This is a genomic window from Dictyobacter formicarum (assembly GCF_016587435.1).
Window position 1 is genome coordinate 492,506 of sequence record NZ_BNJJ01000001.1, and the last position, 19,660, is coordinate 512,165.

Annotated in this window: 2 protein-coding genes; both read left to right on the forward strand. The window is 53.4% G+C overall.

Annotated features, from left to right (window positions below; all coding sequences use genetic code 11):
* The first annotated feature begins 737 nt into the window (after positions 1-737).
* Positions 738-8,570, forward strand: a complete 7,833-nt coding sequence (locus JMI88_RS01965) for a SpvB/TcaC N-terminal domain-containing protein (RefSeq protein WP_201360068.1) — start codon at positions 738-740, stop codon at positions 8,568-8,570.
* Positions 8,571-9,327: 757 nt separating this feature from the next.
* Positions 9,328-18,402: a Tc toxin subunit A-related protein gene (locus JMI88_RS01970; protein WP_201360069.1), complete on the forward strand. Its 9,075-nt coding sequence runs from the start codon at positions 9,328-9,330 to the stop codon at positions 18,400-18,402.
* Positions 18,403-19,660 lie beyond the last annotated feature (1,258 nt).

The following is a 19,660-nucleotide window of genomic DNA, read 5'->3' on the forward strand; positions in this document are numbered from 1 at the left end:
GTTCCTGCTGCTCTCTGCCTTCACACAAGTGCGGCTGTAGTGTGTAGCACTACAGTTCACTACAGTTGCACTTGTGAACAAGGTGAAAAGTCGTAGAGAAATCAAAAATCGTCATCATAATCTTCTTATTCATGTGACATGTGGTCTACACCAACACAGACTCATTCATGTGAAAGGAGCATATGATGACACTTTCTTACCATATCACATCTGAGGAGAGGGTGACGACATAACTATATGAAACAGAATTCAAGATATTGATGGGGTGAAAGACGAGGCAACATATTACCGTCACATCATCTTTCGCTATAGGAAATTTACATGTTTGCTATGTAAATTTGTCTTCTTAGCATCCTTCTGCCATTCAAAACAGAACATCAGTTTAGACTTAGCCACATAATGGTCAAATAAATATGTTCAGAATCCATTACAAAAACGTGTATCAGGATATGAGCAACAAAACAATGCATATATTTGTTAATTGGAATAAAAACGGTTTTTACACAACTTTGATAAAACAGTGAGCGCTTGTTTTGAAATAGATTGATACGGCCAGGAAGAAGATCAGATCAACGAGCTAAAAATCTATCATAAAGTAATTTGTTATATTTCCCCTCTCTTTGAGGTCAGAATAAGAATAAACGCGTGTGCAAAAAATTCTCTACCCCGACGTTTGCACAATATACCAACGATCAGAGGATTATTGTCTCTCCTCTCTTTCATAAAAGAGGTGTCTTATGGTATCCCAGGGTACGCCGCCTAGGGACGGACAACAAAGTTCTGCAAAAGATACCAGCGCAAACGAGGATAAAGCGTTATTGACGCCTCCTTCGATCTCACTGCCCAAAGGCGGCGGTGCAATCCGAGGTATTGGTGAGAAATTCGGTGCCAACCCGGTTACTGGTACCGGATCCATGACTGTGCCTGTTGCCACCAGCCCTGGCCGCTCTGGCTTTGGTCCACAACTTTCGCTCTCGTATGATTCCGGCGCGGGCAACGGCCCTTTTGGACTGGGCTGGAATCTCTCCTTGCCAGCGATCACGCGTAAAACGGATAAAGGGCTCCCACGTTATCAGGATGTCCAGGACATAGATTCGGATGTGTTCATCCTATCAGGTGCCGAAGATCTGGTACCCGTGCTCAAGCAGGATATGCCGGGTGGCACATGGACATATGAGGAACTGCCACCGCGAACTATCAATGGCACCACCTATCATATTCGCCGCTATCGCCCGCGCGTCGAAGGTCTGTTCGCCAGCATTGAGCGCTGGTCAAACACGGCCAGGCCAGACGATATCTTTTGGCGTTCCATCTCAAAAGACAACCTCACTACCTGGTATGGTAGAAGCGGCAATTCACGCATCGCCGACCCCACCCATCCTGAACGTATTTTCAGTTGGCTGATCTGCGAGACCTACGATGATAAGGGCAACGTTATCACGTACCACTACAAAGCGGAGGACGCCGACAATGTCGATCTTGCGCAAGCTCACCAGCACAATCGTGGCGACAGGCTCGATCCACGGCGTACCGCCAACCGCTATCTCAAGTATATCCACTATGGCAATCACACGCCCTATCTGCCCAAACTTGAGGCCGACCAACCATGGCCAGAACCGCCGGGCGACGGCAACTGGTATTTCGAAGTCGTATTCGACTATGGCGAGCACGACCAGACCAATCCCACACCACAAGAAGCCAGCACATGGACGTCCCGTCTGGATCCCTTCTCGTCTTACCGCTCGACATTTGAAGTGCGCACCCAGCGCTTGTGCCAGCGCGTGCTGATGTTCCATCATATTCCGGATGATCCACACGGCTCACAGCAGGGGTACGATGGCCTTGTGCGCTCGACCGACTTCACCTACGAGTACGAGCAGGACCCAGCGAACGCCCGCGTGCCCATTTTTTCCAAACTCATTGCGGTAACGCGGTATAGCTATCAACGCCACGCAGGCGGTGACTATCTCTCCAGGTCGCTTCCTCCAGTTGAGTTTACCTACAGCGACGCGACCATTCAGACGGAACTGCGCGAGCTGCGTGGCGAGAGTCTGGCACAGTTGCCTGTTGGCATCGATGGCGCGCGCTATCGCTGGATTGACCTTGATGGCGAAGGGCTCTCGGGGGTGTTGACCGAGCAGGCCGATGCCTGGTTCTATAAACGCAACCTCAGCCCGACAAACGTGGTTGGTAGCGATGGCGATGCACACATCGAGGCGAAGTTCGCGTCGGCTGAACTTGTCTCGCCAAAGCCTGCGCTGGCATTGACCGGGCGTGCACAGTTCCTCGATCTGGCGGGCGACGGCCGCCCGGACGTGGTGCAATTTGCGGGCCCGACGCCAGGGTTTTACGAACGGACCATGGATGAGCAGTGGAACTCGTTCGTGCCGTTTGTCTCCCTGCCCAATGTGGATTGGAGCGACCCCAATCTCACGTTCATCGACCTCGACGGTAATGGTCTCGCTGATATCCTGATCAGCGAGCACGACGCCTTTCTGTGGTATCGCTCATTGGGCGAAGAAGGCTTTGACGCTGCGCAGCGCACAAACAAGCTCTGGGACGAAGAACAGGGTCCATGCATCGTCTTTGCTGATGGGGAACAGTCCATCTCTCTCGCGGACATGTCGGGCGATGGCTTGAGCGATATCGTGCGCATTCGCAACGGTGAGGTGTGCTACTGGCCCAATCTCGGCTATGGCCGCTTTGGCGCGAAAGTCACGATGGACAACGCACCTCTGTTTGACGACGTCGATCAATTTGATCATCGCCGCATCCTGCTGGCCGATATCGACGGCTCGGGTACAACCGACATCGTCTATCTGCACGCTGAGGGTGTGCGTGTCTATTTCAACCAATCGGGCAATAGCTGGAACGCAGCAACTACAATCACGCACTTCCCTACGCTTGATGACGTTGCCAACGTGCAGGCGCTGGATCTGTTGGGCAATGGCACCGCCTGCCTGGTCTGGTCGTCGTCGTTACCTGGAGAAGCGCGCCGCCCGCTGCGTTACCTTGACCTGATGGGCGGGCAGAAGCCACACCTGCTGGTCAAGACAGTCAACAATCTGGGCGCGGAGACGACGGTGGCGTATGCGCCTTCGACCAGATTCTATTTGCAGGACAAAGAGGCGGGCAACCCCTGGATCACGAAGCTGCCGTTCCCGGTGCATTGTGTGGAGAAGGTGACGGTGCATGACACGTGGCGCAACACCACCTTCTCCACCACGTACAGCTATCACCACGGCTACTTTGATGGGCCAGAGCGCGAATTTCGCGGCTTTGGTCGCGTCGAACAGGTCGATGTCGAAGACTATGGCACATTTGCCGCGGGGAATACCAGCAGCCCCTACATCACCGATGATCACACACTCTATCAGCCCCCGGTCAAAACCGTGACCTGGTATCACACCGGCATGTTTCTCGACCGTGAACGCATCCTGAGCCACTTTCAGGACGAATACTTCCCGAACTGGTTTGAAGATGAGCAATCTGGCCAGCACGTGGTGGGTACGTTCCAGGAGCATGCGCTATCCGAACCCGATCTTGATGCCCTGGATCTGACCGCCGATGAGTGGCGCGAAGCGCTGCGGGCCTGTAAAGGCATGATGCTGCGACAAGAGGTGTATGAACTGGATGTGGATGCGCTGGCGGCAAGCACACACACGTCGGTCAAACTGTTCTCAACTGCGTATCACAATTGCCACATTCACCGCGTGCAGCCGCGAGCGATCAACCAGCATGCGGTCTTTCACGTCACCGAAAGCGAAGCGATCACCTATCACTATGAGCTCGACCTGCGCCCTGAACAACTGACGCCCGATCCTCGCATCGCGCATACGCTCAACCTGAGCATCGACGAATATGGCAACATCCTGCAATCCGTCGCCGTGGTTTATCCCCGCCTGGGCACGTATGTCGATGCCACATTGCAGGATGGAGCGCAGGAGTTGATCCAGCACGTGCAGTCCGAACTGCACCTGGCCTATATTGAGACGCGTTACACTAACGATGTGAACAACGTTCTCGAGCCAGATAGCTATCGCTTGCGCCTGCCCTGTGAGGTGCTGACCTATGAGTTGACCGGCATCATGTCCCGGGACCGCTACTTCACGTTGGACGAATTGCGCGCCTACAAACTGAGCGATACCTATCAGACCGGCAGAATGGCGGTCGAGGAGATTGCTTATCACCTGCTGCCTAACCGCACCTCGCCGCAAAAACGCATCGTGGAGCATGCACGCACGCTCTTCTTCGCCACTACCCTGGATGCGCCGCTGGTGCTGGGGCAACTCAATGCGCTGGCGTTGCCCTACGAGAGCTACAAGCTGGCACTTACCAATGATATGCTTGAACTGATCTTCAAAGACAAGATCCAGCCAGACGTGCAAGCAGCACTTACAGACAAGCAAACCGGCGGCTACCTGAGCGGTGCTGATCTTACCACACGTTTTGGGGGAAACACGACGGATCAATACTGGATATGCTCGGGTGTGGCTGGCTTTAACGCTGATGCTGCCCAACACTTCTATGTGCCCGAACGCTACACCGATCCATTTGGGAACCCAACCACGCTCACCTATGACCTCTATGATCTCTTCATCCAATCCAGCACCGATGCCCTGGGCAATCGTACTGAAGTGACCGAGTTCGACTTTCGCGTGCTGGCCCCACATAAAATGAAAGATGCCAACGACAATCTTTCGGAAGTGCGCTTCGATGTTTTAGGGATGCCCACTGCGATGACAGTGATGGGTAAAGGGAATGAAGGCGACAACCTGAACGCCTTTGATGCCGCACTGCTGAACCCCGATCTGACTACCATGCAGGAGTTCTTCGTCACCAAAGACTATAGCGTTGCTGATGCCAAAAAACTGTTGCGCGGTGCCAGCACGCGGAACGTGTATTACTTTGGCGAAATCAGCACAGACGGCAAGACGCTCTGGGGACAGCATCCCGCTTGTGCCTACAGTATTGTGAGAGAGCGACATGTTGCCGACGAGCCTGATAGCGCGGTACAGAGCGCGTTTGAGTATTCGGATGGCACAGGCAACGTACTGGTGAAGAAGGTACAAGCTGAACCAGAACAACCCGGCGGCTCTCTGCGTTGGGTCGCCAGCGGCAAGACCATCCTCAACAACAAAGGCAAGCCAGTCAAACAGTATGAGCCGTATTTCAGCCCACCAATGGTGGGGCATCGCTTCGAGGAACCAAGCGAAGTGGGCGTGACGCCCGTAATGTATTACGACGCAGTCGGACGTGTGATCCGCACCGAGTCGCCGGATGGCTCCTACAGCCGTATTGAGTTCTCGCCCTGGCATGTGACCCACTATGATGCCAACGACACTGTGAGCGAAACGGGGAATGCCTGGTTTGCCCGCAAGAGTGCGCCAACCGCATCGGTGGCAGACCAGCGCGCGGCGCGTCTGGCCGCTGAACATGCGGACACCCCTGCCGTGACGATCCTTGACAGCCTCGGGCGCGAGGTCGTCGTGATAGCTCACAACCGTGTGGAGTCAGCCAACGCGCTGGTCGATGAGAAATACATCACCTTCACCAGGCTCGATGCCGAGGGCAAACCACTGTGGGTGCAAGACTCGCGTGGCAACCGTGTGATGCAATATATTCTGCCGCCACTGCCCGACGGCGTATACCCATTCAACGACGCCAGTAACCTGAACGCGCAAGGTTTTGCGCCGTGTTACGACATCGCTGGCAACCTGCTCTTTCAGCACAGCATGGATGCCGGTGAGCGTTGGATGCTGAACGACGCAGCCGGCAAGCTGATGTTCGCCTGGAACAGCCGCATGTTCCTCACGCACATGCTCTATGATGAACTGCACCGCCCGACCGCCTCGATCGTGACCGACAAAGATGGTAGCACCTTTGCCGCCGAACGCATTGTGTATGGCGAGACAGCCTTCGGCCCTGCGAAGATAGACGAAGCAGCAAGAGCGCGTGCGAAACAGACTAATCATCTGGGCAAGCCATACCAGGTCTATGACAGTGCGGGCGTTGTCACCAACATCAGCTATGGCTTTAAGGGCAACCTGATGCAGAACGAACGTATATTGCTGCGTGACTATAAAACCCAGGTCAATTGGCCAGAACTGCAATCGCCTCCGCAGTCGTTGCCACTCCTCCTTGAAAACGAGGCGTTTGTCAGCCGCACTCGATACGACGCATTGAACCGACCAATCCAGATTTTCGCGCCGCACATCACGGTGGGCAGCCCACAACGCATCAACATTACCCAACCCGTGTACAACGAAGCTGGTCTGCTGGAGCGCATAGACGTGTGGCTCAACCAATCCGTCGAGCCCATGGTCTTGCTCGATCCAACCACCGCCAGTCTGCATGCCGTCACCAATATCGACTACGATGCGAAGGGCCAGCTCGTCTTGCTGCAATATGGCAATGGCTCAGAAACGCGCCATGACTACGAGCCAGACACATTCCGCCTCAGACAACTGAAGACCACGCGTACCAGCGACGGTGCGCTGTTGCAGGACCTGAACTATACCTATGACCCGGTCGGCAACATCACCCAGATTGTTGACAACGCCAATGACCGCGTGTACCACAGCAACGCCTGTGTCTTGCCGGGCGCGGAGTATCGCTATGACGCCCTGTATCGTCTGCTCGCCGCCAGCGGGCGTGAGCATAAGGGCAACGGCCAGCAGTATGACTGGGATGATAGTTCCCGCTCTGTTTCAACACTGCCCAACGATTGCCAGTCCTTGCAGAACTATGTTGAGACGTATCGCTACGACCCGGTCGGCAACATCATGCAGATGGTACATCAGGCGGGACGCAACCTTGAGCAACCGGGCCAGGTGCTGTGGAACCGGCGTTACCAGTATGCGCTGGACCGCAACCACTTGCTTGCCACCAGCCTGCCCGGCGACCCCACCAACCTGCCCGACTACGTCGCCACCCCTGGCTACAGCGCCAGATACACCTACGACCTGCACGGCAACATCATGGTCATGCCCCACCTGCCACAGATGAACTGGGACTTCAAAGATCAACTGAGCGCAACAACAGGGACGGTCAGGAATGATGCCCCACCACCCGACCAGGTGCCCGCGACGACGTACTACGTGTACGATGCGGCTGGCCAGCGCGTGCGCAAGGTCACCGAGCGCCAGAGTGGCACGCGCCAGCACGAGCGCATCTACCTCGGCAGCTTCGAAGTCTATCGCGAATACGACAGCAGCGGAACCAGCGTCACCCTGGAGCGTGAAACCTTGCACGTGATGGACGATAAGCAGCGTATCGCCCTGGTAGAAACCAAGACCATCGACACTAAATCCTCAATCCCTGCCCCTCAATCTCTCATCCGTTACCAGTACGGGAACCATCTCGGCTCGGTCTCTCTGGAACTAGATGACGCCGGGCAGATCATCTCTTATGAAGAATACACCCCCTACGGCAGCACATCGTATCAGACGGGGCGCAGCGCAACAGAGGTAAGCCTGAAGCGATATCGATTTACGGAGATGGAGCGCGACGAGGAGAATGGGCTAAATTATCATGGGGCACGGTATTACGTACCGTGGTTGGGGAGATGGACGAGCGGAGATCCCGCCTGGTTGATTGATGGAACGAATCTCTACCGATACGCGCGCAATAATCCCCTCAGATTGACCGACCCAATGGGTACTAAACCCTACCCGATGAAAGTCATTCATATGGATAGTGACCCGCCCGGCGTGAGACTGCCAACGGTGAGCGAGAAGAATCAGCTACCGGTTATTGTCAACAACCTAGACGAAAATCGGACGGAATTATCAACTATGGATGCAGTCCGCTCCTCGACAGAGTACGTCGACAACGGGCTGAGTAGTGTTGGTGCAGAAATTGATAATATTGCATATTTGCATATTACAGCGCTGAGGTACAAATACAAAACCAAGGCTGATGCACTAATCCCAATTAGCGCTATCAATTTCGAATCCCGCGGAACGGCATCCGAGTTTTTCAAGCTCAATGGCGTGATCTATCCGGTCTCTGCGAATGGGGAAGTGGCGTTCAACGAAATCAATACGCCGAACATAGTCGCGGGCGCTCGCATGAAACAAAGCGACCGTGCGAAAGTGCTCGCAGAGCGCGAACAAATAGGATGGACCGTCTACGCGTTTGCAAAGGTTATTAGGTTCCTTGGGAACTATGCAGCTTCAATGGGCACAAACCAATCGCTTTTTGATTCTGTTGCAAAATTAAAATTTCGTAAGCCTCCCAATCCTTGGGGATCCAAGGGAAACCCATCAGTTGTAGACCAAAACAAAGAGATAGCGGATAAGTTGGAAGAAGAAGGCTACACAATCATAGGCGGTGGCGGAAAAGAGAAAGAAGAATGGATACCAGGACCAGGAGGGAAGAACCTTGGTTCGGTAAGACCAGATATTACCGCGGAGAAAGATGGTGACATAATTCGTGTGCAAACCGTGGATACCCGAGGAAAAAATAGCTCGGTACCAGATAAGCGAGAGATGAGAAATATCGGAAAAATACTTAAGGCAAAGAAGAATGAGGGAGGGGTGTTCATCATCCCAAAAAGGAATAAATAAGGGTCAAGCCTCAACTTTTGACAGAATAAACTTCTTTGATGTGTTTTGGAAAAGCTCAGATCAAAAGAGGAAGCGATGGCCAGGCTGGTACGAATCGAATATCCTAGCGCATTTTACCGTATCATGTTGTGAGGAATCGAACAAAAGGACGTTTTCAAGAGCCAGAAGGACTGGAAGAAGTTTTTCTCATACTTGGAATCAGCAGTAGTGAGGTATGGGGTGGTAGTGCATACTTGGTGCTTGATAAGCAACCATTATCAACTGCTGCTGGAAACCTCGTCGGGCAACCTTTCGCAGATCATGCAGAGCGACGATGTCGCCCACGTTCAGCAGGCGCTTCAGGTGCTCGGAAGAGGGTATTCCGTACTCCGAAACACTAGGCTGATTTCTGGGCGCTAGCACGATTGCAAACCTGAAAGGGCTTCAGAGAGGGCTAGGAGGCAGTTTCCAGCATTAACAATGCCAACATTAACAATGCCAAGCTCTGCCACTGCGATCCATGACAAGGCTACCAAATTTGACATTGATCCACGGGTGGTTTGTGGATCGGTGCATGACGCAAACGCTAACCGTTAACAAATGGCTTCCCGATATTTGTTGAGCGTCGAAACAAAAAAAGTAATTATCACCTTCTGGGAGGGCAGTTGAAATGAAACCAGTGATTTCACCACCGTCAGTTCAAGGAGGGTGGCTGAGATAGTCGCCAAGCACGCAGGTAGAGGGAAAAACGTAAAGCAGGATAAGAGGGAGGGAAACCATGCCAGATATCAACACTTTGCGCCTCAGTGGTGCAGCGCTGGACAAGAGCATCCTGGAGAACCTGACCGGGAACACGGACAGCAAAGCCTTCATCGCGGAGACGCTCAACACAACATTGAGAAACAAGCTTGCAACTGCACTCAGCGCTCGTGGATATACCGTCCTGGCCGACCTGATTTCGAAGACAGGGCCGGTGGATCTTGCCGTCAATAAAGATGTACCACTGCGCACGTTTGTGACAAACCAGGTACAAAGCAGGATGCCAGGCGACCCCACCTTGAAGAAAGCGGTCGAGGATGCGATCAGCCAGCTTTCGAATACGACAACGGTAGGCGATCTGCTTGGGCTGAACGAGCCTCTGACGGAGCATCCCGAATTCCGGGGAGAGGTGCAGAAGGTACAATTGAGCGCTGTCCTCGGCACCTCACCGATGCTGGCCAATCCCGACCTGCAAACGAAGTTGATCAACCTGTATGCTACGCACGAAGGGACAGCAGAGCAGTTCTGGGATATGCTGCGTCAACAGCCTGACTTCAAAGCCCCCGGCCTCGTCGAGAATATACAGTTCACCGGGCAGCTAGATGCGCTGACACTTGGCAGTGTCGCAGTCATGAAGGCACTGCAGGACATGTACCAGCGAAGAAGCATACAAAGCGTCCGTGATCTGACGAAACTCGATAGCAATGCCTGGAAACAGATCGTGAGCTCCTCAGCCGATGGCATCCCGGCGCAGGTCCCGGGCGCAACGCAAGATGAGCGTGTCATCAATTATGTCACTATCATTACCAGTACACTGCGCGAAGCGTTTCCTACCGCGTACATCGCGCAGAGCATCGCTCAGCCTGTACAGGCGGACCTTGCCCTGGTGCAGCGCGTACTTGGCCTGAACCCCGGCTTGAACCCTGCCGCTTCCCTGCCTGCCATGCTGAATTTGACGGGGCTGAGCGCAGATGAACAGCAAAAGGCGAAGGACGCACTCGCGACGCTACGTCAGGAGATCAAGACGTATCCAGCCTTTGAGTACCAGACCGCCCTTGCCGCAGGTGGCACGGCACTACAAAACCCAGTACGGCAGGCAGTCGCTCAGTTCTTCATCAATGCTTCAGATTTCGACTTCCGCGACACCCATATTGCCACCTATATCAACAACCATAAAGATACTGCGCTTAAGGGCATTGATGACAAATACAAAGCTGCCGTTCAGGCGCAATTGGAACGCATACAGCGTGTGTTCCGGGTCACTCCCCAGGTCGACGCGATCAATACCCTGCTCGGCGAGGGACTCGACTCAGCGTACAACATCGCCAGTATGCCGGAGACAGTCTTCATGCAGCGGTTTCAGTCGAAGTTGAGCGGTGAGACGCAGGCCCGCCTGGTCTACTCGCAGGCCCAGTACCTGAACTCCATGACGCTGCATACCTTTACGCAAATACGTCAGACCGCGAACGACGTGTTCCCGGCCGTCATCGGCTCAAGCAACGATGTGGCGGAAGTGGTCAAGCAGATACCGAACTGGGAAACCCTCTTCGGACCGTTGGAGCTGTGCGACTGTGATCACTGTCACTCGGTCTACAGTCCCGCCGCCTACTTCGTCGACCTGCTGCAGTTCCTGGCAAAGTCGGCACCTACCAACAACCTGACCCCGCTGGACGTGCTCTTCGAGCGCAGGCCGGACCTGCAGTACCTCAAGTTGACGTGTGAGAACACGAACACGCCGCTTCCCTACATCGACCTGGTCAATAAAATCCTGGAAACCTACGTTGCACTCGATGACAGTACCACTATCAGCCTCGACGACGAGGTGACTGCCGGCCAGGCCACCGCTCAAAATACCTCACCTGGAGTTACCACTGAGGAATTACAGGCCAACCCGGAGTACACGCGAGAGGAAGCCTATGAGAAGTTGAGAACAACGATCTACCCGCTCGCCCTTCCCTTTCATCGCCCACTCGAGATTGTGCGTACCTACCTGAAGAATCTGGGCAGCAGTCGCTACGAGGTCATGAAGACGTTCCAAAGGAATAGCGGGCCATCCGATCAGGCAATCGCCTACGAGTATCTGAAGCTCTCCCCGGAAGAATACAATATCATCACTAGTACAACATTGACTTCGGCTCATTCACTCTGGGAATTTTACGGCTATTCAGCAGCAGTTGTTCTTACGAAAAGCTGGGAGGTACACATCGCGAGCGTGCCGGAGTGTCTTGACAGACTAGGTATCACCTATCTTGACCTGGTTGAGCTGGTGAAAACACGATTCCTCAATCCCGCGCAGAGTATTACGCTCGACTTCGAGCCGCCACAGGACGCGATCATGCCTGATCCGTGTGACTTGCGCAATATGAAACTCAAAAATCTGGATACTACTGATACCTTCCTCGGCAAGCTCCATCGCTTCGTGCGACTATGGAAGAAGCTGGGCTGGTCAATTCGCGACCTGGACAGGACGATGTCAGCCCTGGGCGCGGGAGATATCGATGCCACCTTCATACAGAAGTTGGCACTCGTTACGCAGCTACAGGACAAACTCAACGTTCCTCTCGCGCAGTTGCTCAGCTTTTGGTCGACCATCGACACCGCCGGAGACGATGCTCTCTACATCAAACTCTTCCTGAATCGGGCCGTACTCAAGCCGACCGATCCAGTGTACAGCGCCTTCGTTCTCAACTCAGACGGCACTGAGTTGCAAAATATCGGCGCAAAGCTTTCGGACTTTCTGCTGGTCATTCTCGGCGCTCTACGCATCACCGCCGCAGACTGGGCACTCCTCAACGCCACCAACACGCTCTCCGATGATACGCTGAACCTGAAGAACCTCTCGATCCTCTACCGCTACACTGTACTGGCACGGGCGCTGGGGCTCTCGATCAAAAACCTGCTCACGCTGAAGGATCTGACCAGCAAAGATCCCTTTGGGGCGCACGAGCCGGCCTCCACCCGCGCGTTTGTGGATTTTGCGCAGAAAGTACGCCAATCGGGCTTCTCTCTCGCACAACTGGACTACCTGTATCGCCACCACGCCGAACCAAACGGCGGAGTAGCTCCTTTGCAGGAAGATACCAATTTCCTGATCAAAAATCTGCAGGCAGGCTTACAAAGGATTGCCAGCGAGAACGTGGTACAGCCAGACCCAAGCGGTGACCTGGTGCGGCGTAAACTTTCGATCATCCTGGAGAGCAAGCTCGTCGAACAGGCCATGAGCATTATCGATGGCAGTTCTACGCAAAGCAAGACGGACCAGGAAACCTTCATTCAAAAGCACTTTGCTGTATTCTTGACCGCCTCCAGTGGCCCGGGCAGCGTATCTGATGCTCAGAGCACGCTCATCGGCAATACAAACATGAGCAAGGAAGAGCGCTTGGCCTACCTACTCACGCCCCTCGTAGCGTACCTGGCCGGCTCCCTCAGCCAGAGTTTCATCAAGCAGAGCCTTGGTAACGCGCTCAAGCTCGATGCACCGACGATCGATGCGCTGCTCACCAGGATCATCAAGACGCAGGAGCTCACGGATACGAACAGACCCGTCCTGGCAGATTTCCTGGCGCTCGTGAACGATAGCCTTACGTCCTTCACACAAGCGGTGCAGGCTTACCTGCTGCTCAAGAAGGCTGCCATGCTCATCAACGGCTTCAGCCTCTCGTCGCGGGAGATTACGTACCTGGCTGCAAGCGGCAGCCAGTTCGCAGGCTTTGATTTCAATGCCTTACCGCTAGCGACACCCGAGAAGACCGAGACGTTGCTGAAACAATGGGAACTCCTCTACGACTATGCTACACTGCGCAACAGTTTACCTAAAGGCGAGACGGGGCTAATCGATGTGTTTGAAACGACGTCCCTCAGTGATCTCAAAACGAAGCTTTATAAGGCGACGAACTGGGATCCTGCCCAGCTCGATGCGTTGATCGGCCAGCAAGACATCAACCTGACCACGGTTGACGCATTCAGGCAGATTGCGCTGTTGGTACAGTTTCAGGCATGTATGCAGTTAAGTCGGCGCCTTAGTGTATCGGTCGATCATCTTTTTGAGTGGGCAGCTAATACGTCAGACGCGAAACAGGCGCAGGAGGTCAAGGACACCGTCAAGGCCAAATACGATGATGTCTCCTGGCTCGACGTGGCAAAATCGCTCAATGATGAACTGCGCGAACAGCAACGCGATGCCCTGGTCGCCTTCCTCCTGACGACAGGACGCATGAAGCAGCATCAGGTACATACCGACAGCCAACTGTACGAATACTTCCTGATCGATGTGGATATGAGCGCATGTATGCTCACCTCGCGCATCGTGCAGGCGAACGCGACCATCCAACTCTTCGTCCAGCGCTGCCTGATGAACCTGGAACGCCAGGTATCCCCGACAGCAATTGATGCCAGACAGTGGAGCTGGATGAAGCGCTATCGCGTGTGGGAAGCCAACCGCAAGGTGTTCCTGTACCCAGAAAACTGGATAGAGCCGGCACTGCGCGATGATAAAAGCCCTTTCTTTAAAGAACTGGAGACGGAACTACTGCAGAAGGATATCACGGCGGATTCGGCGGAACAGGCCTTCTTGAACTACCTGAGCAAACTCGACGAGGTGGCGCGCCTGGAAATCTGCGGCCTCTACTGGGAAGAGGAGGCACAGGGAGTCCTCGACTGGCGTGACCTCTCCGATCTGCGCAAGACTGAAGAGGAGAATATCCTGCACGTCTTCGGGCGCACCTTTGCCACTCCGCATATCTACTACTATCGCCAGTACCGTTTACATGACAACTCAGGGTGGACACCCTGGGAAAAGGTGACTGCCGATATCGAAAGCGATCATCTCATCCCCGTGGTCTACAACCGACGCATCCACCTCTTCTGGCCCATCTTTGCGGAAAAGAGTGACCCAGATGCACAGAACACATCTCAAAGTAACCCGGCCCCCAAACCTGCCAAGTATTTAGAGGTCAAGCTGGCCTGGAGCGAGTACAAGCAGGGAAAATGGGCCGCCAAGCAGGCCTCAAAGGTCGGCATCGTTTCCCAGATCCTGGAGAGGGAGAAACATTTCTTTCGGGCGCTTGTAGATAGCAACGGGGACCTGGTCATTCAAGATGTGCAAAAGGATAGTATTCCTCTAGGGGATGTCAACTCCACGGAAATACTCCGGATCGCGACATTCCAGTTTATGGGTTGTCATGGCACGATCGATGCACATCCTACAAGTGTCGCTGATGACAACTATACTACAACCATTCAGTATGCCGACAGCCTGATCAATGATGCTGTCAAAGTTGGTGTGGTGACGCTTCCGAATAGTCAGTTTCCCTATAATACTCAATCTTCTTTTATGACGTTAGTGGGAGAGAGAGGTCAGGGACTGACCTTAATAACGGGGGATTTTGATCAATACGACTACCTGGATAGTAAGACACTAGCGGGGTTAGAGGTACAGATTCCCACGCTGGAAGGCACGCCTAGCACCTACAGTATCCTGCCTGCGGACGAATTTCGGCAGTTTGCGCTGCAAGCTCCCTTCTTCTTCCAGGACGCCCAGCGCACCTACTTCGTCACCCCCTATTACAGCATCCCGATTGTCATCTTCCAGCGTCCTGACCTTGTGAGCTTCTCTTTCAACCGGAGCGCGGGAATATCACCAGCGGACGGAACAGCGAGTCGGGTTGACCCCTCTATCTTCGCATCTCATGCGGCGACGGTCGTCGAAGGGAACACGTCAACAAATGCATTAACAGGGCAGCCAGCTACGAATGGAACAGCAGTGTTACGTACGACAACGCGCCGTGCCGACGTTACCACCTCTGCCACTACATCCCAACCATCGACGACTACGAGTAGTGCATCCAGCGCAAGTGGTGCGCCTGACAACACAACTCCCGCGGTGAGCACAGCGGGCACAGGCAAGGTCACGGCCTTCTCCCCGAGTTCCATTTGGAGGCGCCGTTACCCCACGCATGTGCAGTTTACGACATACTTCCATCCCCATATCTGCGATTTCATCAAAAAGCTGAACAGGCAAGGTATTTCTGGTCTGCTAGCGCTTGCGAACCAGGAGCAGAGTGACTCGAGGCTATTTCAGCCACCCCAAGGGGTGGAAGTCTTTCTCCTGCCGGAGTTCGTCCTGCAGTATAAACCTACTGCTAGTGTGGGTACGCCCTATCCTGCGGAAGATGTTGACTTCACGTATGGCGCCCCCTACGCGCTCTACAATTGGGAACTCTTCTTCCACATCCCGTTGACCATTGCAATCAGGCTGAGCAAGAACCAGCGTTTTGAGGAGGCGCAAAAGTGGTTCCACTACATCTTCAATCCGACAACGGATGGAGCCTCGCCCTCGCCGCAACGTTACTGGAATGTCCTGCCGTTCCTCACTACAGCACCCGAGCGCATTCAGGAGACGCTGGCGCTACTCGACTACACTGGTAGTGACCAGGACATGCTGCAGCGGAAGGCGCAGGTCGAGCAGCAGGTTGATGCCTGGCGGCGCACCCCCTTCAGTCCGCATCCCATTGCCCGACTGCGTCCCATCGCCTATCAGAAGTACGTTGTCATGAGCTACATCGACAATCTCATCAACTGGGCCGACCAGTTATACAGGCAGGAGGCGCTGGAGTCGATCAACGAGGCAACCCAGCTCTATGTGCTTGCCTGCGAGATACTTGGGCCGCGTCCGCAGGAAGTACCGGACAGGACTTCCAAGGGCGACATGAACTACTATGATCTGACACACGCGAAAGATGCGAGCTCGAATCAGGCGCACTCGATTATCGATAGCTTCTCGAATGCCATGGTAAGCCTGGAGACGCAGTTCCCTTCCAGCAGCAGCACAAACCCCAATGGCGATGGACCAAGCCCTGCGGCAATGCTGGGTTCGGTCTCAAGTTTCCTCTTCTGCATTCCGCAGAACGATAAACTGCTCGGGTACTGGGACACCGTCGAGGATCGCCTCTTCAAGATTCGTCATTGTATGAACATCGAGGGCGTGGTGAGGCAACTGCCGTTGTTCGCACCGCCGATTGACCCCGCGCTGCTGGTGCAGGCATCGGCCCTGGGCGTCGATATTAGCAGCGTCTTGAATGATATCAACGCCGCGACGCCGCACTACCGCTTCACTTATATGCTGCAAAAAGCGCTAGAGATCTGCTCCGATCTCAAGGCTCTTGGATCATCGCTGCTCGCCGCATTGGAGAAGTGCGATGCGGAAGCATTGGCTGCACTGCGTGCTGCGCAGGAGACAAGCGTGCTGCGGGCAGTACAACGGGTTAAGGAGCAACAAATTGAGGAGACAAAAGCAAATCGCGAGGCGCTGGATGCTACCTTCGCGGCGACGAATGCACGCTACACCTTCTACAGTACCATCGCATTCATGAACGATTGGGAGACAACCAGTCTTGTGCTTCTCTCAGAAAGTACCATACTGCAAACCGAAGAAAACATCGTGGAGCTGGCCTCTGCTGCAGAGAGCGCATCCCCAACCATCATAACTGGTGTGGCGGGAGGTTTTGGGAGCCCGGTCGCGCTTGTGTCGGAGGGGGGCTCTAATATTGGGCAAGCCTCACAAAGTGCTGCCAGGGCCGTAGGCATTCTGGCTGCCCTTGCCAATACTGCTAGTATGATGAGTTCAACTATGGGTAGCTATCAGCGGCGCGCAGATGAATGGAAGCTACAGGCGAACATGGCGGCTAGCGAATTGAAGCAGATTACCAAACAACAGGTAGCGGCCGACATCCGCTCTACCATCGCACAGTACGAACTTGAAAATCACATGCAGCAGATCGACAACGCTGCCACCATCGAAGATTTCCTGAGCAACAAGTACACCAATAAGGATTTGTACGACTGGATGATTTCGCAGGTCTCTGCGCTCTTCTTCCAGACCTACCAGTTGGCCTATGACTTGGCGAGGCGCGCGGAGAAGGCCTACCAGTTTGAGCGCGGTCTTACCAGTTCGGACTACATCAAGTTTGGTTACTGGGACAGCCTCAAGAAAGGCTTGCTTGCGGGTGAGCGGCTCTATCTCGATCTCAAACGCCTGGAAGCGGCCTACCTGGATCAGAATAAGCGCGAGTTTGAGATTACAAAACATATCTCCCTGGTGCTGCACGACCCCATGGCTCTGATCGCACTCAAGGAGACGGGCACATGCCTGGTGACTCTGCCTGAGGCGCTCTTCGATATGGACTATCCAGGACACTACATGCGCCGCATCAAGGGAGTCACCCTGACCATCCCCTGCGTTACGGGGCCATATACGAGCGTCAACTGCACCTTAACGCTGCTAAGCAACAAGATTCGCATCGATAGCAATGCGTCACAACCCTATGCAGAGCACGAGGAGGACCAGCGCTTCATCACCACCTTCGGGGCCATCGAGTCAATTGCTACGAGCACAGCGCAGAACGATAGCGGCATGTTCGAGGTGAACTTCCGCGATGAGCGGTACCTGCCGTTCGAGGGGGCTGGTGCCGTATCGACGTGGCGTATCGATATGCCCAGGGACTGCAACGCCTTTGATTTTGAGACGATCTCGGATGTAATCATCAGGTTGAACTACACCGCACGCGGCGGGGGAGCGCGTTTGCGGGATGTGGCGAAGCAAGGAGCAACATTACCCGCGACCGGACAGCAGGGCGGCAATGTGGGAACGGTAGCTTTCCCGGAACAGGAGAATCTCACGCGGTTGTTCAGCGCCAAACATGAGTTTTCGAGTGACTGGTATCGCTTCCTACATCCAACTGAGGCAGCGGCTACACAGGTACTCAACTTGTCCTTAACAAAGGAGCGATTCCCGTTCCAGTATCGCGGCAAGAAGATCGAGATGACGACAATGATGCTTTTCTTAAAGCTGAAAGATGGAGCGACATATGATGACGGGAAGCCGCTTACCGTTGATCTAAAGCGCGAAGGTACGGCAGTGGCGGCAGGAGACGCATTCAAGGTCGCTGGAAGCCTGGTTGAGAACCTGCCATCTGTGAGCGTGGCGCTAAGTGGACAGGGTGATCTGGGGCAATGGTCGCTCGAGTCCAAGAAGGGTGATGTAAGTGCAGATGTTATCGATGATATATGGATTGTTTGCCAGTATTCAGTAAAGTGACACCACTGAGTCCTCATAAGCCGAATAGAGGTTGATGATTTGCCAGTTGTTTGTTGCTTCAGGGAACAACTTTAATAGAGGATCGTCCCAGAACAGGGACAAACAACTTGCTGGCTGAGGCTTATCTCGCTATTTATATGCATCAAGAGAGATTCTTCTTAGCCAGGCATTCAGTTTGCCTTGTTCTTGGATGGCCTCCAAAACGGAGCATATGAACCTTGACTAATAAACAGGGAGTGTAGGAAACCTCACGCATTGACTGGTGAGGAGTTCTTGCTCTGATTTCAACCCCCTCGTATTTAGTCAAAGTTCATTGTCTCCGTTTTTGTTATCAAGAAATTTTGCCGTGATCCCTTCCAGGACAACATCAAAATCCTCAATGAGGGGAAAAGTGTGAAGAGGCAATTGTTCCGCTAATGGATAGTGTTTTCGATCAAGCAGCGGAGGTAAAGGAACATCGTTGCGCCAAAATGGAGGTCACTCCGTGTCTGTATAGGTTGGCCCATCTAACATTTCAAAGAGGACTTCAATTTTCCGAAAGAATGGCTGACACCTTTGGCAAACATTTATTTCCTCGTGTTTTCCCGAGGGAAGCGTTTTCACTACAAAACGGAATAACTCTCCCCAGTCAGCTTGTTTTCCGCAAGAAGCACATTGCATCGTGTTCTCTCCTCCAGCACATCTAAACGATAGGCTCTCAGTATGCTCGGTGAGATTGTACATCATTGCTCAGTTTCTTTACAACAGAGATATATCCCTTTGTACACAACATGTCTCGTGAATCCGCACTAGGGAAGCCACACAGCTTCTCGTTCATACTTAGCTTTATATGACTACTGCTATATTCTACAAAAGCAGGAAAAGCTCATAGTACCGTATTCACTTTTATACTGATTGGTATTCAGATGCAGAGATCATCTCTTTCTTCCACGCCCTCCAGTTCTTCCTGGGCTAAACCAGCCTATTTTGCCGACTCTGGTACGCTTATCAACGCCAAAGACTGACCCTCCTGATGAATTTTTCCACATGCTCGAGCTCGAACGGCGTCTCGGTTTTCTTGAACGCTTGGAAAAGCCTTTGAAAAGGTCATTGAAGATTGACTTTGCCATAATATCTCCTTCCAACAAATCACCCATTCTTTAATAAATTATAGTGGGCTGATGAATCGCATTTCACGCGTTTAGCATTATTTTTTGTTTATTTACTATTATACTTTTCTATCCTAATCCATAGTCTTCTGTGCAGGTATCGCAGATAC

What these genes read in the sequence shown, in the direction of transcription:
- JMI88_RS01970 (WP_201360069.1), top strand. Translation starts at nt 9,328, where the DNA reads ATGCCAGATATCAACACTTTGCGCCTCAGTGGTGCAGCGCTGGACAAG.
- JMI88_RS01965 (WP_201360068.1), top strand. Translation starts at nt 738, where the DNA reads ATGGTATCCCAGGGTACGCCGCCTAGGGACGGACAACAAAGTTCTGCA.